This window comes from Streptomyces sp. NPDC051173 (assembly GCF_040689515.1).
Lineage (GTDB): Bacteria > Actinomycetota > Actinomycetes > Streptomycetales > Streptomycetaceae > Streptomyces.
Map to the genome: position 1 here is coordinate 25419 of NZ_JBFBBD010000011.1, position 19574 is coordinate 44992.

The following is a 19574-nucleotide window of genomic DNA, read 5'->3' on the forward strand; positions in this document are numbered from 1 at the left end:
GGCGACACCATCCTGAAGGTCGGTTGCGTCCTGTCACACGCCTCCAGGATGCCCGGGACGACGACCGCGGAGAAGGACGCGCCCCGCTTCGCACCGCGGGTCCGCCCGGTCCCGGGCCGCACACAATATTCCGGGTACGCGGGGCATGCGCGCCGTAGTGTTCGGGCATGGGCCGACGCTATGTACCGCACGCCTTCTCCCACATCGACGCGCACCCCGACCCGGGACGGCTGGTCGACGCGCTGAACCGCCTGCGGAGCGAGCCGTTCTTCGCCTCGTACAAGCGACGCGTGCACGAGCTGTTACGGGCCCGGCCCGGCCGCTCGTTCCTCGATGTCGGCGCCGGGACGGGGGACGCCGCCCGCGAGCTCGCCGCCGGAACCGGCGCCCGGGTCGTCGCCTGCGACCTGTCCCGGACCATGTGCGTGGAGATGACGAGGGCGGGCCTCGCCGAGGTGGCCGTGGCCGACAGCCACCGACTGCCCTTCAGGAACGCCTCGTTCGACGGCGCGTGGGCCGACCGCGTCCTCCAGCACGTCGAGGATCCCGGACAGGCCCTGGGCCGACCTACCGCGCGTCGTACGCCGCCCATCGCCCGAGGGCGAACCCCGCGCCCTCCCGCCGGACTTCCACGGCGCCCGCTCCACCGAAGTGCGCGGGGACGATCAGCTCCCGCTCGGCGGCGGCGCGTTCGATGATCCGGCGGCGGCTGGCCGCCGCTCGCTCCGCGTCCAGGCAGAAGCAGCTGTTGCAGGAGGGCGTGAGGATCTGCACCGGGCTGTGCAGGAGGTCGCCGACGAAGACCGCCCGGTCGCCCCGGGAGGAGAGGCGCAGCACGGCCGAGCCGGGGGTGTGGCCGGGCGCGGACTCCAGGGTGAGGTGTTCGTCGATGCGGTGGGAGCCGTCCCACAGCACGGCCTGCCCGGCGCGGTGGACGGGCGCGACGCTGTCCTCGTAGATCAGCCGGTCGACCTCGCGGAGGCCGCCGCCGTAGGAGTTGTCCGGGCCGAAGTGGAAGTCGTCGGCGGCCGGGATGAGGTACTGGGCGTTGGGGAACGTCGGCACCCACTCCCCCTCGGCGTCCATGGTGTTCCAGCCGACGTGATCGCCGTGGATGTGGGTGTTGACGACGATGTCGACGTCCTGCGGACGGATGCCGGCCAGGGCCAGCTTTTCGAGGAAGTCGCCCTTCCAGTGGTGGAACCGCGGCGAGCCGGGGCGCTCGCGGTCGTTGCCCACCCCGGTGTCGACCAGGACGGTGCGCCCGCCGCTGCGCAGGACCCAGGTCTGGAGCGCCACGGTGGCCATGTCGGTCTCCGGGTCCCAGTGGTCCGGCGCCAGCCAGTCCTCGTTGTCCTTCCACAGCGCGGCGTCCGACTCCGGAACGATGCCGCGGGCCGGCGCGAACGCCTCCTGCCACTCGACGACCCGGGTGACCTCGACGTCTCCCAGCACGATTCTCTGCACGCTCTCGTTCTCCATACCCTTGACTCTAGAGAGATCGAATGAGCTTCTCGATACTCGATCAGCTCTCTTCGATACGCGTCCGTCTCATGCCTGATGTACAGGGCGCTATCCTTGCCGGATGGACGTGGTGAGCGACGCGATCTCGGCCGTACGCACCGGGCGGCCCTCCTCCAACCGGGTGCGGGTGAGCGGCAGCTGGTGCACGCGCCTCGCCTCGTACGAGGGCGCGGGCTTCCATGTCGTGCTGGAGGGGAGTTGCTGGCTGCTGCCCGACGGCGGTCCACCGGTCACGCTCGGCACGGGCGACGCGGTGCTGCTGCCGCACGGCTCGGGGCATGTGATCGCCGACGCCCCCGTGGACGCGGCGGCCGTGGAGCGGGCGGTCCCGTTCGATCGCTGGCTCGCGGGGACGAGGCCTCCCGGAACCCCCTCCTCCGGCTCTTCCGGCGAAGTGGAGCTGCTGTGCGGGAAGTACCGGCTCGACCGCAGCCGCGTGCACCCGCTCATGGCGGAGCTCCCGAAAGTCGTCCACCTGCCGAACCGGGTGGGCAGCCACCCCGAACTGCGCTCCGCCATCGACCTGCTGGGCCGTGAGCTGGGGGATCCCCTGCCCGGCTCGTGCATCGCGATCCCGAGCCTGCTCGACCTGCTCCTCGTCTACATGATCCGCTCCTGGGTGGCGGAGGGCGCGGCCGGGGCCTGGCCGGCCGTACTGGACGACCCGGTGACGGCCACCGCGCTACGCGCCCTGCACTCGGACCCGGCCACCCCCTGGACCAACGACCGCCTGGCGGCCGAGGCGGGCGTCTCCCGCCCCACCCTGGCCCGCCGCTTCACCACCCTGGTCGGCCGCCCTCCGATGGCCTACCTCACCTGGTGGCGCCTCACCCTCGCCGCCGCCCTCCTCCGCGACACCCCGGACCCGCTGTCCACCATCGCCCGCAGCGTCGGCTACGGCACGCCGTACGCCTTCTCCCACGCGTTCAGCCGGGAGTTCGGCACGACGCCGGGCCGCTACCGGGCGGAGCGACGGGACGCTTCCTGACGCTCCGTCACCTCATTGGGAAAGGAGCACGTCCGCTCCGCGGCGGCCCGGTCACGGCGCCGCGTACGCCCGTACGTAGTCCACCGTCATCGTGGCCGGGAACGCCGTCGTGGCGTCCGGCGGGCCGGGCCAGTCGCCGCCCACCGCGAGGTTGAGCAGGAGGAAGAAGGGGTGGTCGAAGATCCATTCCTTGCCGGGGACGTCGGCGGGGGTGCGGGTCTGGTAGGTGTGGCCGTCCACGGAGAAGCCGAGTTCGCCGGGCTTCCAGTCGACGGCGAAGACGTGGAAGTCGTCGGAGAAGGCGTGCCCGTCCGGGAGACGGTAGTCCTTGGTGAGGCCCTGCTCGCCGGAGTAGCCGGGGCCGTGGGCGGAGCCCCAGACGGTGTCGGCCTCCTTGCTGCCGACCTGTTCCATGATGTCCATCTCGCCGCACTTGGGGTCCTGGCAGGCGCCCTCCCCCTGGTCGTTCCCGAGCATCCAGAAGGCGGGCCACAGCCCCGGCCCGGCGGGCACCTTGATGCGCGCCTCGAAGCGGCCGTAGCGCTGGGCGAAGGTGCCACGGGTGATGAGCCGGGCCGAGGTGATGTCGCAGGGGCCCACGGCGCAGTGCGCGCCGGGCGCCGGCGTGCGGCGGGCGGTGATGGCGAGGTTGCCCTTGCCGTCGAGCGAGGCGTTGTCGGGGCTTTCGGTGTAGTTCTCCCACTCGTGGTTGCCCCAGCCGTCCGCGCCCGTGTCGTGCACCCACTTCGCCGGATCGGGACCGCGCCCGGCGGGGCCGGTGAACTCGTCCGACCACACCAGGCGCATGTCCCCCTTCCCTGGCTTCCCCGAACCGCCCGGAGCCGTGGGGGACGCTGACGGCGCGGGTGCTGCCGAGGGGCCTCCACAGGCCGTCAGGGCCAAGAGGGCCAGGGCGAGTACCCATGGGCGCAGGGGACGCATGCGGGGCCTTGTCGTTCGTCGGGACACGGTACGGGGCAGCCTACGAGGCCGCGGGCGAGCGCCGCCGTCCGGCCGTTGTCAGTGCCGCTTGCGCTCGCCGTGGAGACGGCGGGGGCGGGGCGGATCCGGGCGACGACGTCGGTCGAACTGTCCCGGGACGGGCTGCTGCACAACTCCCTGCGGCTGCGCCGCTACACCGGCGAGCGGGAGATCGCCGCGATCGTCGACGCCCTGACGCCGCGCCCCTGTCCGCTGGCCGTGTGCGACTGCCACATCGGCTATGTGCACCTGGAGACGCTGCCGCTGTACGACGTGTTCGCAGGCGGTGTCCTGGAACGCGTCCCCGCGCCCGCGCCGGGGCCCGTCGGCGTGGCTCTGCTACGGTGATGCGCATGCAGCGCGCCACCACGATGACGACGACGCCGGAGAGTGTCCCGGCGCGCTGACCGATGTCTTGAGTCCGAAGCCCCGGGGCGAGTGCCCCGGGGCTTCTGCTTTCGGTCACTCGCCCGATACCCGCGAGGAGACCGATATGCACGACCACCGCGGACCCGGCCGTGAGCCGGGCCTGTCCGACCGGCGCGTTCCCCGCCCGGCGCGCACCCCCACCCCACTGGTGCCCCGCCCCGGCTCCGAGGCCGTCGGCGCTCCCGTCGACGCGCGCAGCACCGATCCGTGGGATGACGCGGTCGCTTGAGGCCGCCCGCCTCTCCCGCAGAAGTCCCCACAGAAGGTGACAAAGGTCACGGCTGCCAGGGAGCGCAACGGGCGCCTCGGCACCCCGGGCGCCCGCGGTTTCCGGCGGGCGAATGACCTGCTCAACGCACATAAGGTGGGTGACCTGTCTTTTGGTCACCCCGCAAGAACGGACAGCACAGCATGGATTTGAGCGCGGCCAACCGCAAAGGCCTCAGTCTCTTCGCCCTGATCATGATCGGGCTGGGGTCCATCTTCGGTTCGGGCTGGCTCTTCGGGGCCGGCCAGGCCGCCCAGGTCGCCGGGCCCGCCGCTCTGGTCGCCTGGGTGATCGGCGCCGTCTTCATCGGCCTGATCGCCATGTCGTACGCCGAGGTCGGCGCGGCGTACCCGCTGCCGGGGGCCATGGCCCGGTTCGGCACCATCTCGCACGGGCCGGTCCTGGGCTTCGTCACGGGGTGGGCGGTGTGGATCGCCACGGCGTCCCTGATCCCGATCGAGTCGATCGCCGGTACGCAGTACATGGCGTCCTGGAACTTCGGCTGGGCCCGGGGCCTGGTCTCCGACGGCGCCCTGACCGGCACCGGCATGGCGATGGCCCTGCTGCTGACCGTTGTCCTGTGGCTGGCCTGCTACTGGTCGGTCGCGCTGCTGGCCCGCGCGAACAACGTGCTGACCCTGGTCAAGTTCGCCATCCCCGTCCTCGCGGTGGCCGCGTTCATCGCCTCCGGCTTCCACACCGAGAACTTCACCAGCCACGGCGGGTTCGCCCCCAACGGCTGGTCGGCGGTCCTGACCGCCGTCACCGCCTCCGGTGTCGTCTTCGCCTTCAACGGCTTCCAGGCCGTCGTGAACCTCGGCGGCGCCGCCAAGAACCCGGGCCGTGCCATTCCGCTCGCCCTGGTCGGCGCGCTCTGCCTCGGCCTGGTCATCTACCTCGCCCTCCAGGTCGCCTTCCTCGGCTCCGTCCCGCCGGAGCAGCTCGACCAGGCGGGCGGCTGGAGCGGCATCAACTTCGCGTCGCCCTTCGCCGACCTCGCCAAGCTGCTGATGCTGCACTGGGTCGTGACCATGCTCCAGTTCGGCGCCTTCATCTCCCCCTCCGGCGCCAACATCGGCAACGTCGCCTCGGCCGCGTACCTGGCCCAGAACCTCGCCGAGACCGGGTTCTTCCCCAGGAAGATCGCCCAGGTGCACCCCCGCTACGGCACCGCCCGCCCCGCCATGTGGCTGAACCTGGCCTTCTCCGTCCTGCTGCTGCTCACGGTCGGGCACAGCTGGGAGGCCCTGGCCAGTGTCGTCTCGGCGGCCATGGTCGTCTCGTATCTCATCGGGCCCATCGCGGTCGGCGTCTTCCGGCAGACCAAGCCGCACCTGCCGCGCCCCTTCCGCCTGCCCGCGGCCAAGGTGCTCTGCCCGCTCACCTTCGCCTTCGCGGCCTGCGCGCTGTACTGGTCGAAGTGGCCCAACACCGGCAAGGTCGCCCTGCTCACGCTCGTGTCGGTACCGATCGCCGCCGTCGTGCTGCGCCGCCAGGGCGAGACGAGCCTGCGGCGGCAGTTCGCGCCCGCGTGGTGGATGGCCGGGTTCCTGCTGTGGCTGGCGCTGCTGTCCGCCCTGGGCAGCACCGAGTTCGGGGGCCACGGGGTGATCCCCGGCGGCCTCGACATCGCCCTGGTCGCCGTGTCCTCCATCGGCTTCTACTTCTGGGGCGTACGCGCCGGCGTCAACGCCCACCGCGCCGGCCTCCCGGGCCCGGACCCGGTGCTCGACACCGCCCCGGCCGCGGCGCCCGGGCCCGCCGAGGACACGCGGACGCCCGAGCCCGCCCGCTCCTGAGATCCGCGCGGTACCGACAACGCCAGGCAGCCCGGAGGACCGGGCTGCCTGGCGTTGTCCGACCGGCCGCTCAGGAGGCGAGGGCTCGCTCCGCACGTGCGTCGCGCAGGCGGAGCAGCGCCGCGCAGACGATGATCCAGGCGGCCAGGGTGGCGATGCCGCGGGCCAGGCCGTCGTGGTGGAAGTAGGCCAGGCCCTGGAGGGCACGGACGCCGGCGCCGACGGGCAGGACGCCGGAGAGCGGGTGCAGCCAGGCGGGGAGGTAGGCGGCGGGCATGACGCCGCCGCTGGTGCTGTTGCCGAGGGTCAGCAGGACGACCGAGGCCAGTCCGGCGCCCGCGGGCCCGGTCCACCGGATGAAGACCATGGTCGCGCCGCCCGCCGCCATGGCCATCAGCGCGATCGTCCCGGCGATGCCCACGAAGGAGCCGGGCAGGGCGCCGAACCCGGCGCTGCCCGCGATGAGGGTGATGACGATCCCGCCCAGCACGCCGAAGAGCGCGAGGCTGGCCATGCGCTGCCGGAAGCGCAGGCCGGGCGCGGCCTGGTAGGTCATGATGCCGAAGAGATAGCCGGCGAGGACCAGGCCGAAGGCCGCGTAGAAGATCGACAGGCCGCGGGTGTCGCCGCTGGAGGCGGGGAGGACGTCCTCCTGGGCGAGCCGGTGCCCGCCCGCTCCGGCGACGTGGCCGAAGGCTCCGGTGAGAGTGCCGGTGACGGAGGCCCCGTTGGCTCCCGCGTACAGCAGCCTCGGGTCACCGTGGCCGCCGCCGGGGAGGTAACCGGGGAGATAGGCAGCGTAGACGCGGCGGTGGGCGATGGCGTCCCGGGCCGCGCTCTCGTCCACGTAGGGCCGCACGTCGAAGCCACCGGGCAGGCCGGAGTCGAGAGCGCCCTGGAGCCGGTGGGCCTCCTGGGACGTGCCCACGGCGGCGACCGGGAGGTCGTGCGGCTCGGGGGCGTGGAAGGCGGCGAGGTAGACGCTGACGAAGATCGTCCCGATGGCGAGCACGACCGCCACGGGGAGGAGGATGCCCTTCAGGCCGCTCTGCGGGTGCTGCGGCGGCGCGGGATCCGGTATGTCGTTGTGGGAGGGGTGCTGCGTCGAGGGCGCGGAGAGCGACAAGAGAACCGTCCAAACTTATAAGTTGCCTGATAACAGTAGCAGCGGATGTAAGCTGCCTTACAAGTGGTGGTCCCCATGAACGAACAGTCCCCCTACACCGGCTACCTCGCCTGGCGCTTCAGCCAGGCCATGAGCACCCGGCTGGAGCGGGAACTGCGCGCCCTGGATCTGACCCTGGCGCAGCACCACGCGCTGCGGCACGCCCTCCTGGAGCCCGGGGCCTCCAGCGCCGAGGCCGCCCGCCGGGCCGGGGTCACGGCCCAGTCCATGGGGGCCGCCGTGACCGGGCTCGTGGAGCGCGGACTGCTGGAGCGCCGCCCCCACCCCACCAACCGCCGGGTGCTCTGCCTGCACATCACCGACGAGGGCCGGCGGCTGAGCGAGCGCGCGCTGGCCGTCGTCGGCAAGGCGAACGACGAGGCGCTGTCGATCCTGTCCCCCGAGGAGCGGGCGACCGCGCACGACCTCCTGCGCCGCCTGGCCGAACACCTCAACCCCGACACCCTGCCCCCGTCGGCCTGACGCCGGACAACGCCGAAGGGCGGCAGCACCAGGTGGTGCTGCCGCCCTTCGGCGTTGCGCTGTGCCGCTCCGGGTCAGTACGCGGAGTTGACGTTGTCCATGGAGCCGTAGGTCTTGGCGGCGTAGTTGCAGGAGGCGACGATGTTGGCGACCGGGTCGTAGATGTCCCAGGACGTGCCGTCGACGTGGAACGCCTTGAAGGTCGGGTCGATGATCTGGAGCAGACCCTTGGAGGGGATGCCCGCGACGGCGTTGGAGTCCCAGTTGTTGATCGCCTGGGGGTTGCCGGTCGACTCACGCATGATGTTGCGCTTCAGGCCCTCGTACGAGCCGGGGATGCCCTTGTCGTGCATGATGTCGAGCGCCTGGTTGATCCAGCCGTCCAGGTCGTTGGTGTAGGCCTTGGGGGCGGCCTCGACCGGCTTCCGCTCCTCGGAGCGGCTCGCGGCCTGCTTGTCGGTCCGCTCGGTCTTGGCGGCACCGGCGGCGGCCTTGGCCTGGGTGACGGCGGCCTGCTGGGCCTGCTGCGTCTCGCCGGAGTCGTCGGAGGCGGTGGTGTTCCACGCGACGGGCTTCACTGCCATGGGCTGGGCGTCGGAGGCGGCGAAGGCGTTCGGGACGACCGCGAACGTCAGGGCGGCGGCACCGGCCGCGGCGATGCCGACGGCGGAGAGCTTGTGAGCCTTGGGCAGACGGGTATAGCCGGAGATGGTGGAGCGCATGATGAGCTGAACCTCTTCCAATCGCGTGAGTCGCAGTGGCCCGGATCGGCGCGAAGAGAGCGCCGTGTCTCGATCGACGGCGCCGTGCGACTCGGCAATTGTTAGCGGCGGCGAAAGGCGCTGGCAAAGGTGTGACGTACTACCGGGTCTCGTTGCGCGGGGGTCCCCGCAGGTGGCCGAAATGCCCGGTTCAAGCCCTCGCAGGGGTACTAGCGGGGTTCGTAAGTGATCTGGGCCCTATGCGCGGCCTCACACGCAGCGGCCTCCCGACTCACAGGGGGTGAGCGCCCGTGTACGCACCGGCCACCGTCGGCGCACCCTGGCGGCGCCTCGGCCGAAGAGGTCCCCGCACGCCCCCGCACGCCCCTGACGTACGCTTCTGACCAGGCAACTTGGTTCCCGGGAGCAGTCATGTCCACCACCGCAGACGGCCGACTGACGGCACGTCAGCCCCAACTCCGCGAACCCGACAGGATCCGAGGGCTGCTCGACGCCGTCATGAGCGTGGGGCACGGCCTCGAACTCCCCCAGGTGCTGCGGGGCATCGTCGAGGCGGCGGTCACGCTCACCGATGCCGAGTACGGGGCGCTCGGCGTGGTCGGTGACGGGCAGCGGCTGTCGGAGTTCCTGCCCGTCGGGATGTCCGACGAGCTCACGGCCCGCATCGGCCGCACGCCCTGCGGCCAGGGCATCCTCGGCGAGCTCATCCGCAACCCCGAGCCGCTCAGACTCACCGACCTGTCCCGGCACCCGCACAGCTACGGCTTCCCCGAGCACCACCCGCCGATGCGCAGCTTCCTGGGCGTGCCGGTGCGCGTCCGCGACGAGGTCTTCGGCAACCTCTATCTCACCGAGAAGCGCGCCGGTGCCTTCGACGAGGACGACGAGGCCCTGCTGACCACGCTGTCCATCGCGGCGGGCGTGGCCATCGACAACGCCCGCATGTATCACGAGAGCCGCCGCCGGGAGCGCTGGCTGGAGGCGCTCGGCGAGATCACCCGGAGCCTGCTGTCCGGCACCGAGGCCGACCGGGCGCTGGGGCCGGTCGCCGAGCGCGCGATGGAGGTCGCGGACGCCGACCGCGCCGCCGTGCTGCTCCCGGCCCCGGCGGCCGCGCCGGGCGGGCTGACGGTGGAGGTGGCCCACGGTCTCGACGCGGACCGGCTGCGCGGGCGGACGGTCCCGGCGGAGGGCTCACCGTCCGGGACCGCCGCCCGCACCGGGAAACCCGTGGCCGCCGCGGACGCCTCCTTCGGCGGGGCGGTCACCGGGCCCGCCATCGCCGTTCCCTTGCAGACGGGCTCCGGTGACCGCGGCGCGCTGTGGCTGGGCCGGGTGAGAGGGCGGCCCGCGTTCGACGACACCGAGGTACGGCTGATCTCCGGCTTCGCCGACCAGGCCGCGATCGCCCTCGAACTCGCCCAGCGGCGCGCCGAGTCGGAGGAGCTGGCCGTGCTGCACGACCGGGACCGGATCGCCCGGGACCTGCACGACCTGGCGATCCAGCGCCTCTTCGCCACGGGCATGACCCTGCAGAGCGCGACCCGGCTCATCGAGCGCCCCGAGGCCGCCGAGCGCGTCGGCCGCGCGGTGGACGACCTGGACACCACCATCCGCATCATCCGGTCCACCATCTTCGGGCTCCGCACGGCCGGTGGCGGCGGTACGGGGCTGCGCCGGCGCATGGCCGAGACCGCCCAGGCCGCCTCCCGCACACTGGGCTTCCCGCCCGCGCTGCGGATCGACGGCCCGGTGGACACCGACGTGCCGGACGAACTGGCCGCGCAGATCCTGGCGGTGGCGGCCGAGGCCCTCAGCAACGCCGCCCGGCACGCGCGCGCCCGGCGCGTGGACATCGTGCTGACCGTGGACGACCAGGTGACGTTGACGGTGGCCGACGACGGCGTGGGCATCGGCACCGGACCGCACACGGGGGGCCTGGCCAACATGCGGTCCCGTGCCGAACTGCACGGCGGCGCGCTGTCGGTGGAGTCACCGGAGTCCGGCGGGACCAGGATCGTATGGCGCGTCCCGCTGCCCGGGTGACCGGACGGGCATCACGCGACGCCCCGGCCCTCCAGCTGGCCGCGTGCCCGCCCGACGAGCTCCGCCGCCTGGACGCGACGGCACACGCCCAGCTTGGCGAGGAGGGCGGAGACGCGGTTCTTGACGGTCTTCTCCGCGAGGAACAGCCGGTCGGCTATTTGACGGTTGGTCAGACCCTCGCCGATCAGCTCCAGGATCTGCCGCTCCCGGGGCGAGAGGCGGTCCAGCTCCGACTCCTCCGGCTCCTGCCGGGGAGCGCGCAGCCGGGCCATGACACGTGAGGCGGTGCGCGGGTCCAGCGTCGACCGGCCCGCGGCCACCGTACGGACCGCCGTCACCAGATCCGAACCGTTGATCTGCTTGAGGACATAGCCCGCCGCTCCGGCCATGATGGCGTCGAAGAGAGCCTCGTCGTCGTCGAAGGACGTCAGCATCAGGCAGGCGAGGTCCGGCATCCGCGCCCGCAACTCGCGGCAGACCTCGATGCCTTCGTGGTCACCGCCCCGCTCGCCGAGCCGGACGTCCAGGACCGCCACGTGCGGCCGGGTGGCCGGCACCCTGGTGAAGGCGTCCTGGCCGGTGGCGGCCTCCCCCACGACCTCGATGTCCCCCTCCGCTTCGAGGAGGTCGCGCACGCCGCGGCGCACCACTTCATGGTCGTCGAGGATGAAGACGCGCAGAGGCACGGCATGGTTGTCCATACGTTGCTCACTCCGTGGGGCGGGATGTACGGAATTGACGCTTCACCATATGCCCCGGCGAGGCGAGCCGGGTCCGGCGGCCGCGGGCCAGTCGGCGACCGGGGACAGCGCCGCGCGGCGGCGGCGCGGACGGCGCACTTCCCACAGCCGACCACACTCCCACCAGGGCCGTTCGGCCCTGGTGGGTAGGGCCGGACGGGCCCCGCCGGCGGTTGCCATACTGACGCCGCCCACCCGCCGAACGGCGGGCGCCGCGCCCCGTATAAGGAGCTCTCCACCCGTGACCCCCGTCAACGCCGACTACCACGCGCTGCTCGCCCGGCACGACGCCATGCGGCTGCGCCAACGGCTCCTCTCCCCCGGGCGGCAGCAGGAGGGTGCCGCGCACGAGGCGGACCGGCGCCACGACGGGGAGGCCGACCAGCGGGTGATCGTGCGTCACCTCGACCTCGTGATGCCCCTCGACACCCTGATCGCCCATCTCTACGACGCGATGTTCGCCCAGCGGCCGTTCCTGCGTTCGCTGTTCCCGCACTCGATGGAGTTCCAGCGCAGGCACCTGGAAGCGATCCTGCGGTATCTGATCGAGAACCTGCACCAGCCGGACGAGGTGCGGTCGGTCTTCGGCCGGCTCGGGCGTGAGCACCGCAAACTCGGGGTGCGGCCCGCGCACTTCGCGACGTTCGAGGCCGCGCTGCGCGAGGCCCTGCGTCGCACGGCGGGTGTGCGGTGGAACCAGGCCATGGAGGAGGCGTGGCTGCGCATGCTGCGCTTCGCCGTCACGGCCATGGTCGAGGGCGCGGACGCCGCACTCGCCGAACCGCCCTCCTGGCAGGCCACGGTGGTCGCGCACGAACTGCGCCGGGAGGGCCTCGCCGTGCTGCGGGTGCGGCCGCACGAGCCCTATCCGTACCGGGCCGGGCAGTACGCGTCCGTGGCGTCCCCGCTGCTGCCGCAGGCCTGGCGGCAGTACTCCCTCGCCCGCGCGCCGCGGCCGGACAGCGAGCTGGAGTTCCATGTGCGGCTCACCGGCACGGGCGGCGTGAGCGAGGCCCTGGTGCTGGGCACCCGCGTCGGGGACACGCTGCGGCTCGGCCCCGCGGGCGGGACCATGACGCTCGACGACGACGTCACCCACGACCTGCTGCTCGTGGCGGGCGACGTCGGCTGGGCCGCGGCCAAGGCACTGCTGGAGGAGCTGACGGCCTGTCGGAAGGTGGGCCGCCGGGTGCACCTCTTCCTGGGGGCCCACGCACCCTCGGGGCTCTACGGGGAGGAGTCGCCGGAGGAGCTGGAGCGCCGCCGCCCGTGGCTGCGCGTGGTCCCGGTCATCGGCGAGGGCCCCGCCACGGACCCGTACCGGCCGCTGGCCGAGGCCGTGGCGCGCCACGGCGACTGGTCCGGGCACCTCGCCCTCGTCAGCGGCCCGCCCGCCATGGTGCGCGCCACCGTGGCGGGCCTCGTCGGCGCGCGCCTGCCCGCCGAGCACATCCGGCACGACCCCCTGCCCTACGGCGGTGACCAGGTGCCGGTCATGCGCTGACGAGGTGGTCGGAACCCTGGTGCCCGGTCGGACCGTCCGCTACGTTCGCCTCACGTACGGCGTCGCTTCACTTCAGCGACACCTTCCCCTCGCCGGCACTCGCTGCTCTTGGATCGCACCGCAGGCTCCGACTCACTCACCCCAAGGGGTCCCCGACTCATGTCCGAACTCAATCGGCGGCGATTCCTCCAGATCGCCGGCGCGACCGCCGGTTTCGCGGCCCTGTCGAGCAGCATCGAGCGCGCCGCGGCCATCCCGGCCATGCGGCGTTCCGGCACGATCCAGGACGTCGACCACATCGTCGTCCTGATGCAGGAGAACCGATCCTTCGACCACTACTTCGGTTCGATGAAGGGGGTGCGCGGATTCGGTGACCCCCGCCCGGCCGCGCCCTCGGCGGGCAGGTCGGTCTGGCACCAGTCGGACGGCACCAAGGACGTGCTGCCGTACCACCCGGACGCCAAGGACCTCGGGATGCAGTTCATCGAGGGCCTCAACCACGACTGGGCGGGCGGCCACCAGGCCTGGAACGAGGGCAGGTACGACAAGTGGATCCCGGCCAAGGGCCCGGGCACCATGGCGTACCTGACACGGGGGGACATCCCGTTCCACTACGCGCTCGCCGACGCGTTCACCGTGTGCGACGCCTATCACTGCTCCTTCATCGGGGCCACCGACCCGAACCGCTACTACATGTGGACGGGACACACCGGCAACGACGGCAAGGGCGGCGGCCCGGTCCTCGGCAACGAGGAGGCCGGCTACGACTGGACGACGTACCCGGAGCGGCTGGAGGCGGCCGGGGTCTCCTGGAAGATCTACCAGGACACGGGCGACGGCCTGGACGCCGCCGGCCACTGGGGCTGGCTCGACGACGCCTACCGCGGCAACTACGGCGACAACTCGCTCCTCTACTTCAACCGCTTCCGCAACGCCAAGCCCGGCGACCCGCTCCACGAGAAGGCGCGCACCGGCACCAGCGTCAAGAACGGCGACGGCTACTTCGACGTCCTGCGGGCCGACGTGAAGGCCGGCAGGCTTCCGAAGATCTCCTGGATAGCCGCGCCCGAGGCGTTCTCCGAGCACCCCAACTGGCCGGCCAACTACGGCGCCTGGTACATCTCCCAGGTGCTGGACGCCCTCACCTCCAACCCCGAGGTGTGGAGCAGGACGGCCCTGTTCATCACGTACGACGAGAACGACGGCTACTTCGACCACGTGCTGCCGCCGTTCCCGCCCGCCTCCGCGGCCCGCGGCGCCTCCACCGTGGAGGTGCAGCCCGACCTCTTCGCCGGCGACGGCCACTACGCCGCCGGGCCCTACGGTCTCGGCCAGCGCGTGCCCATGCTCGTGGTCTCCCCCTGGAGCACCGGCGGCTTCGTCTGCTCGGAGGTCTTCGACCACACCTCGATCATCCGGTTCATGGAGCGCCGCTTCGGGGTGCACGAGCCCCATGTGTCCCCCTGGCGCCGGGCCATCTGCGGCGACCTCACGTCGGCCTTCGACTTCCGGCTCCGCCACGACGCGCCCGCCGCGCTCCCGGACACGCGCGCGTACGCGCCGAAGGACCGGCTCCGGCACCCCAGTTATGTGCCCCAGCCGCCCGCCCATCCCTCGCTGCCGAAGCAGGAGCGGGGCTCCCGGCCCGCGCGCCCGCTGCCCTACGCCCCGGTGGTGGACGCGGCCGTCACCCCCTCGACCGGGCGCGTCACGCTCGACTTCAGCGGAGGCCCGAAGGCGGGTGTGTGCTTCACGGTGACATCCGCCAACCGCGCGGACGGGCCGTGGACGTACACCACCGCGGCCGGCGCCAAGCTCTCCGACACCTGGAACACGGCGTATTCGCACGGCTCGTACGACCTGTCGGTGCACGGCCCGAACGGCTTCCTGCGCGCCTTCAAGGGCTCCGGCACGGCCACCGGCCCCGAGGTGACCGCCCGGCACGACTCCCGCGGCGGCCGGGTCGAGCTGACGCTCACCAACCACGGCAAGGCCGACTGCCACCTCACCGTCACCAACGCGTACGGCGGGCACCGCGAGACGGTCCGGGTGCGCGCGGGCAAGAGTGTCGTACGCGAGCTGGACCTGCGGCACAGCAAGCGCTGGTACGACCTGTCCGTGGTCAGCGACACGGACAGCGCCTTCCTGCGCCGCTTCGCCGGCCACGTGGAGACGGGCGAGGCGGGCGTGAGCGACCCGGCGATCATCACGGCGTGATCCGTACGGGGCCCGGCACCACGCCGGGTCCCGTACGGGCCACCGCTCGACACCCGGTGGGAACCGGCCTCCACGGGCCGCACCGGCCGCGCCGTGAGCCGCCGCGCCCGTCCGGCGGAAGCCCACGTCGCCGCCGTGCCGCCCACCGGGCCCGGACATCGGCCCTGCCGTCGCGGACAGCCGGTGGCGTACGCGGCCTCCCGCCGGTGCGCCGGCCGTCCGGGCGCCGCGCGCATGGCTCCGCGCATCCGTCCGGGAGGCATCCGAGGAACAGGGGCCGGACGTCGACGTTCCGCCCGTCGGACACCCGTCGACGAGCCGCGCCCGACGCCGACGGTGGCGTTAACCGGCCCTGGACACCGGACCGTTGACACCGCCCCGCGCGAGGACGCGCGTCCCTGACATGGCGCGCCCAGCGACCGGAAAGCACCGTTCCGGCCCCGGCGCGCCCGGCTCCCGGGTGGCGTATACCAGTGGCATGGGCCACCGCGGCCAGCGGTTCACCGCCACGCCCCCGCGGAGCCTCCGGTTCCTCCCGGATGACGGAATGCGCCGGTCCGAGCCTGGCAGGCCGCGGCCGGACCGCCGGAACCCCCGGCTCGTCACCACTGCCGCACCGGCGCGGCAAGGACGTCTTCCGGCCGCCCGCCCCACTCCCGCGCACCGGCCGGAAACGGTGCTTTCCGCCTCCTCCCGGGCCCATGAGACTCCCTGCCGTAAGCACATCGAGCGAGCCGGTTCAAGAGAGGAGTGTGTCAATGTACGCAAGACTCACGGAGCTGGGCAGCCGGGTCCTCGGGCTGTTCGTACCCGAGGTCGACGCGGCCGCGCTGGAGATCCTTTCCTGCGGCAACTACCCGGCCTGCTGGCAGTGCAGCGGGAAGTGCGGCTACAACGCCCCGTGCTGGGCCTGTTGCAACTCCAACGGCTGCCCGACCATCGTCTGTCAGTGCTAGCCACCACCACATCGGCCGAGAGACGCCGCCGCTGAGGGCGGCCCTGCCCGGAACCGCCTGATCCGGTCCGGGACCTCCCGGCCCGTACGTCCGCCCCGGCCGGGAACACCGCTCAAGGAGGAAGTCAGGTGGGCTGTCTGGCACTCGCGATCCGCTGTCTGATCGGCGGGGTGTTCCTCACCTCGTTCATCGGCAAGGTGGCCGGACGAGGAGCGTTCGACCGGTTCGTGTCCTCGGTGAGGGACATGCGGGTGCTGCCCACCCGAGCGGCGGCCCGGTCGGTGGCGCGGTGCGTGGTGACCGCCGAGGCCGCCGTGTGCGTCACGCTCGCGACGCCGGTACGGGCCGTCGCCGTAGGGGGATTCGTGCTCTCGGGAGTTCTCCTGACGGTGTTCGCCGCCGGGATCCTGCTCTCCCTGCGCCAGGGCGTGCGCACGCCGTGCCGGTGTTTCGGCGCGTCCACGAGCCCGCTCGGCCCGGGGCACGTGGCACGGAACCTCACGCTGACGGCCGTGGCCGTCACCGGCGCGGTCGCCGTGCCGGCGGCCGGCCCGGCCACCCCGGGCGCGACGGTCCTGTCGGTGCTCGCGGGGCTGCTCCTGGGCGGCCTGACGACCGCCCTCGACGACATTCTCGATCTGTTCCGGCCCGTCGACCGCGCTCCGGGCCTCGCCCGCGGCCGGTGAACCCAGAGGAGACGACTCCATGCCCGTCCTGATCGCGGCAGTGGTACTGGTGGGATCACTCTGCACGCTGGACCTGCTGCTCACACTCGGTGTGATCAAACGACTCAGGCAACACACCGCGCTGCTGTCCAAGATGGCCGCCGACTCGCCCGGCAGACCGCCCGTCATCCCCGTGGGCGAGGAAGTGGGCGACTTCTCCGCCGTGTCCGTCGGCGGCGACGTCCTCACGCGTGAATCGCTCGTGGGCGAGACGCTGGTGGCCTTCTTCTCCCCCAGCTGCGAGCCCTGTCACGAGATGCTGCCCAGGTTCGTGGAGTACGCGCGGACCGTCAGCGGCGGCCGGGACCAGGTCCTGGCCGTGGTGGTCGGCACCCCCGACCGCGCCGAGGAACAGGTCGCCGAACTGGCCCCGGTGGCCCGGGTCGTGATCGAGAGCGGCAGCGATGCCAGGGTCTCCGACGCGTTCCGGATCAAGGGCTTCCCGACCCTGCTGGAGATCACACAGAACGAGCAAGGCCGCCAGGTCGTCGCCGGGAACCAGGTGGACCTGGACTCCACCGCGGTCGTGGCATGAGCGAGCGGGAACCACCCCCGAGCGGCCCGGGGCCGTCGGTGGCGGAGCGCGCGCCGCGGGCCGCCGAGGGCTCCCCGGCACCGGAACCGGTCGGCGACTCCCCCGCGCCGACCGCCCGGTGCGCGGACGAGGCCGACCGGGCGCCCGTACGGTCCACCGGCCCCATGGCCGTGCTGCGCCGGATCGCAGCCGCCGGCGCGATGGTGGGCCGCGCGGCGCCCGGTGTCCTCGGCGGCTACGCCGTGCTCTCGCTCTCGGCCGGCGCGCTCCCCGTGGTCACCGCCTGGCTCACCAAGCTGCTCCTGGACGGGCTGAGCACCGGTGCCTCACCGGCCCGGCTGATCGGCCTGGGCGCGGGGCTCGCCGCGGCGGGCGTGCTGGTCGGCGTGGTGCCGCAGGTCAATCGCTATCAGCGGACGGAGCTCGACCGCAGGGTGGGCCTGCTCGCCGAGGACCGGCTGTTCGCCTCCGTGGAGGGCTTCGCGGGCCTGGGACGGTTCGAGAACCCCCGGTTCCTCGACCGGCTGCGGCTCGCGCAGAGCTCGGGCGGCGGCACGCCGAACCAGGCCGTCGACGGGGCGATCGGCATCACCCGGTCGGCCATCACCATCGGAGGATTCCTCGGTTCACTGTTCGTGCTCAACCCGGTCATGACGGCCCTGGTGCTGGCGGCGGCGGTCCCCACGCTGCTGTCCGAGGTCGCGCTGGCGCGGCGGAAGGCGCGGACGCTCTGGGAGATCGGCCCGGTCGAGCGCAGGCAGATGTTCTACCGCGAGCTGCTGTCCAGCGTGGAGGCCGCCAAGGAGATCCGGCTCTTCGGCACCGGTGCCTTTCTTCGCGGCCGGATGCTGACGGACCTGCGTACCGCGAACGCGGCGAAACGGGCGGTGGACCGGCGGGAGGCCACGATCCAGACGGGCCTCGGCCTGTTCTCCGCGCTCGTCTCCGGCGGCGGGCTGCTGTGGGCGGTGAACGCGGCCCGTTCGGGCGCGCTGTCCACCGGCGGTGTCGTCATGTTCGTGGCGGCCGTGGCCGGGGTGCAGGGCGCGCTGGCCACGCTGGCCAGCGAAGTGGCCCGCGCGCACCAGGCGTTACTGATGTTCGACCACTATCTCGTGGTCGCGCGGGCCGGCTCCGATCTGCCCGTTCCCGTACGCCCCGTCGAACTGCCGCCCCTGTCACAGGGCATCGAGCTGCGGGACGTGTGGTTCCGGTACTCCGCCGACCACCCCTGGGTACTGCGCGGCGTCGACCTCCGCATCCCGCACGGCCGGGCCATGGCGCTGGTCGGGCTCAACGGTGCGGGGAAGTCGACGCTGGTGAAGCTGCTGTGCCGGTTCTACGACCCCGACCGTGGCGCGATCCTGTGGGACGGCGTGGACCTCCGCGAGGCGGACATCGCGGAACTTCGGCGCCGGATCGGGGCGGTGTTCCAGGACTACATGCACTACGACATGACGGCCGCCGAGAACATCGCCCTCGGCGACCTGACCGCCCTCGACGACCGCCCGCGGTTGCGGGCCGCGGCCGAGCGAGCCGGAATCCACGCGCGACTCACCGCGCTTCCGTACGGCTACGACACCCTGCTGTCACGGAGGTTCTTCATGGAGGCCGACAAGGACAACCCGGAGACGGGCGTGGTCCTCTCCGGCGGCCAGCGCCAACGGCTCGCCCTCGCCCGCGCGTTCCTCCGGGACAGGCGCGATCTGATGATCCTGGACGAGCCCTCCGCCGGACTGGACGCCGAGGCGGAGCACGAGATCCACACAGCGCTGCGGCAGCACCGCGGCGAGCGCACCAGCCTGCTCATCTCGCACCGGCTCGGAGCGGTGCGGGACGCCGACGTCATCGCCGTGCTCGAGGACGGGCGGGTCGTGGAACAGGGCTCGCACGCCGGGCTCATCCGCACCGGCGGCCGGTACGCACGGCTCTTCGCCCTGCAGGCAGAGGGCTACCGGGCCGGCGCGCTCACGGGAGATCCCCCATGACCCCGATGACCCCGATGACATGGACGCGCACAGGGTGGGTGGCGCTCGCCCTCGCGGTGCTGTCACGCAGACTCGTCGTGGTCACCGTCCGCGGATCGAGCATGTCGCCGGCCTTCCATGACGGCGACCGGGTCCTGGTGCGGCGCGGGTCGTCCCCTGCCGTGGGGCAGGTGGTGGTGACCGAGAGGCCGGCGCGGGGCGGCGCGTGGCCGCGCGGACCGGTGCGGTCCACGGCGGAGGCGACCGGACGCGAGTGGCTGATCAAGCGGGTGGCCGCGGTACCGGGAGATCCGGTACCGCGCGCCCTGGCCTCCGTCCCGGAAGAGCGCGTACCACCGGGCAAGTTGGTGCTGCTCGGTGACAACCGGACGGTCAGCCTCGACTCACGGGAGCTGGGGTATTTCCCGGCCGACCGGGTGCTGGGGATGGTCCTCCCGCGCGGGCCGGTGAGCCAACGGCAGCGCACTCCTGCCTCGGCGCGGCCGCCCTTTCGGCGGATCTGAG

At 72.6% G+C, this 19574-nt stretch carries 17 protein-coding genes and 2 pseudogenes; 14 read left to right on the forward strand and 5 right to left on the reverse strand.

Going from position 1 to position 19574, the window contains the following annotated elements; translation table 11 throughout:
* Positions 1 to 167: 167 nt before the first annotated feature.
* Positions 168 to 503: pseudogene (locus AB0435_RS09480) on the forward strand (methyltransferase domain-containing protein); the annotation flags it as partial.
* A 64-nt stretch (positions 504 to 567) separates the two neighbouring features.
* Here AB0435_RS09480 and AB0435_RS09485 read toward each other — a convergent pair.
* Complete coding sequence (locus AB0435_RS09485) at positions 568 to 1482, reverse strand: MBL fold metallo-hydrolase (protein WP_366426580.1); 915 nt, start codon at positions 1480 to 1482, stop codon at positions 568 to 570.
* 103 nt (positions 1483 to 1585) lie between these two features.
* Between AB0435_RS09485 and AB0435_RS09490 the strand changes: the two genes are divergently transcribed.
* Complete coding sequence (locus tag AB0435_RS09490) at positions 1586 to 2512, forward strand: AraC family transcriptional regulator (RefSeq protein ID WP_366008208.1); 927 nt, start codon at positions 1586 to 1588, stop codon at positions 2510 to 2512.
* A 51-nt stretch (positions 2513 to 2563) separates the two neighbouring features.
* Here the strand turns inward: AB0435_RS09490 and AB0435_RS09495 are convergent, their stop codons facing one another.
* Positions 2564 to 3319, reverse strand: a complete 756-nt coding sequence (locus AB0435_RS09495; protein ID WP_366426581.1) for a glycoside hydrolase family 16 protein — start codon at positions 3317 to 3319, stop codon at positions 2564 to 2566.
* Between the two features lie 363 nt (positions 3320 to 3682).
* Between AB0435_RS09495 and AB0435_RS09500 the strand changes: the two are divergent.
* From AB0435_RS09500 to AB0435_RS09510, 3 genes and pseudogenes are all read left to right on the forward strand, one after another.
* Positions 3683 to 3841, forward strand: a pseudogene (locus tag AB0435_RS09500) (radical SAM protein); the annotation flags it as partial.
* A gap of 145 nt (positions 3842 to 3986) precedes the next feature.
* Positions 3987 to 4151 carry a hypothetical protein gene (locus AB0435_RS09505; RefSeq protein WP_366426582.1) on the forward strand — a complete coding sequence of 55 codons (165 nt, stop codon included), beginning with the start codon at positions 3987 to 3989 and terminating at the stop codon, positions 4149 to 4151.
* Positions 4152 to 4333: 182 nt separating this feature from the next.
* Positions 4334 to 5989: an APC family permease gene (locus tag AB0435_RS09510; RefSeq protein WP_366008211.1), complete on the forward strand. Its 1656-nt coding sequence runs from the start codon at positions 4334 to 4336 to the stop codon at positions 5987 to 5989.
* 70 nt (positions 5990 to 6059) lie between these two features.
* On the opposite strand, the gene AB0435_RS09515 is transcribed toward AB0435_RS09510, so the two are convergent.
* Complete coding sequence (locus AB0435_RS09515) at positions 6060 to 7115, reverse strand: ABC transporter permease (RefSeq protein WP_366426583.1); 1056 nt, start codon at positions 7113 to 7115, stop codon at positions 6060 to 6062.
* Positions 7116 to 7190: 75 nt separating this feature from the next.
* Between AB0435_RS09515 and AB0435_RS09520 the strand changes: the two genes are divergently transcribed.
* A complete protein-coding gene (locus AB0435_RS09520) occupies positions 7191 to 7637 on the forward strand; it encodes a MarR family transcriptional regulator (RefSeq protein ID WP_366008213.1) in 447 nt (148 codons plus the stop codon).
* A 74-nt stretch (positions 7638 to 7711) separates the two neighbouring features.
* Here the strand turns inward: AB0435_RS09520 and AB0435_RS09525 are convergent, their stop codons facing one another.
* Positions 7712 to 8359 carry a transglycosylase SLT domain-containing protein gene (locus AB0435_RS09525; RefSeq protein WP_366426584.1) on the reverse strand — a complete coding sequence of 216 codons (648 nt, stop codon included), beginning with the start codon at positions 8357 to 8359 and terminating at the stop codon, positions 7712 to 7714.
* 474 nt (positions 8360 to 8833) lie between these two features.
* Between AB0435_RS09525 and AB0435_RS09530 the strand changes: the two genes are divergently transcribed.
* The gene (locus tag AB0435_RS09530) at positions 8834 to 10405 is read left to right on the forward strand and encodes a GAF domain-containing protein (RefSeq protein WP_366426625.1); all 1572 of its coding nucleotides are present in this window, start codon (positions 8834 to 8836) and stop codon (positions 10403 to 10405) included.
* Positions 10406 to 10416: 11 nt separating this feature from the next.
* Here the strand turns inward: AB0435_RS09530 and AB0435_RS09535 are convergent, their stop codons facing one another.
* Positions 10417 to 11106 (reverse strand): response regulator transcription factor, encoded by a 690-nt coding sequence (locus AB0435_RS09535; protein WP_366007311.1) that lies wholly within the window; start codon positions 11104 to 11106, stop codon positions 10417 to 10419.
* Between the two features lie 280 nt (positions 11107 to 11386).
* Between AB0435_RS09535 and AB0435_RS09540 the strand changes: the two genes are divergently transcribed.
* The 7 genes from AB0435_RS09540 to AB0435_RS09570 all read left to right on the forward strand — a co-directional run bounded on the left by AB0435_RS09540 (position 11387) and on the right by AB0435_RS09570 (position 19573).
* Complete coding sequence (locus AB0435_RS09540; RefSeq protein WP_366426585.1) at positions 11387 to 12649, forward strand: globin domain-containing protein; 1263 nt, start codon at positions 11387 to 11389, stop codon at positions 12647 to 12649.
* 159 nt (positions 12650 to 12808) lie between these two features.
* Positions 12809 to 14866, forward strand: a complete 2058-nt coding sequence (locus tag AB0435_RS09545; RefSeq protein ID WP_366007313.1) for a phosphocholine-specific phospholipase C — start codon at positions 12809 to 12811, stop codon at positions 14864 to 14866.
* A 758-nt stretch (positions 14867 to 15624) separates the two neighbouring features.
* Positions 15625 to 15822 (forward strand): hypothetical protein, encoded by a 198-nt coding sequence (locus AB0435_RS09550; RefSeq protein ID WP_116215183.1) that lies wholly within the window; start codon positions 15625 to 15627, stop codon positions 15820 to 15822.
* Positions 15823 to 15950: 128 nt separating this feature from the next.
* Positions 15951 to 16508 carry a MauE/DoxX family redox-associated membrane protein gene (locus AB0435_RS09555; protein ID WP_366007314.1) on the forward strand — a complete coding sequence of 186 codons (558 nt, stop codon included), beginning with the start codon at positions 15951 to 15953 and terminating at the stop codon, positions 16506 to 16508.
* Between the two features lie 19 nt (positions 16509 to 16527).
* Positions 16528 to 17082, forward strand: a complete 555-nt coding sequence (locus tag AB0435_RS09560) for a hypothetical protein (RefSeq protein ID WP_366007315.1) — start codon at positions 16528 to 16530, stop codon at positions 17080 to 17082.
* Complete coding sequence (locus AB0435_RS09565; protein ID WP_366007316.1) at positions 17079 to 19070, forward strand: ABC transporter ATP-binding protein; 1992 nt, start codon at positions 17079 to 17081, stop codon at positions 19068 to 19070. Before AB0435_RS09560 ends, AB0435_RS09565 begins: the two co-directional genes overlap by 4 nt.
* Positions 19067 to 19573: a S26 family signal peptidase gene (locus AB0435_RS09570; RefSeq protein WP_366426586.1), complete on the forward strand. Its 507-nt coding sequence runs from the start codon at positions 19067 to 19069 to the stop codon at positions 19571 to 19573. Before AB0435_RS09565 ends, AB0435_RS09570 begins: the two co-directional genes overlap by 4 nt.
* The last annotated feature ends 1 nt before the right edge of the window (position 19574 follow it).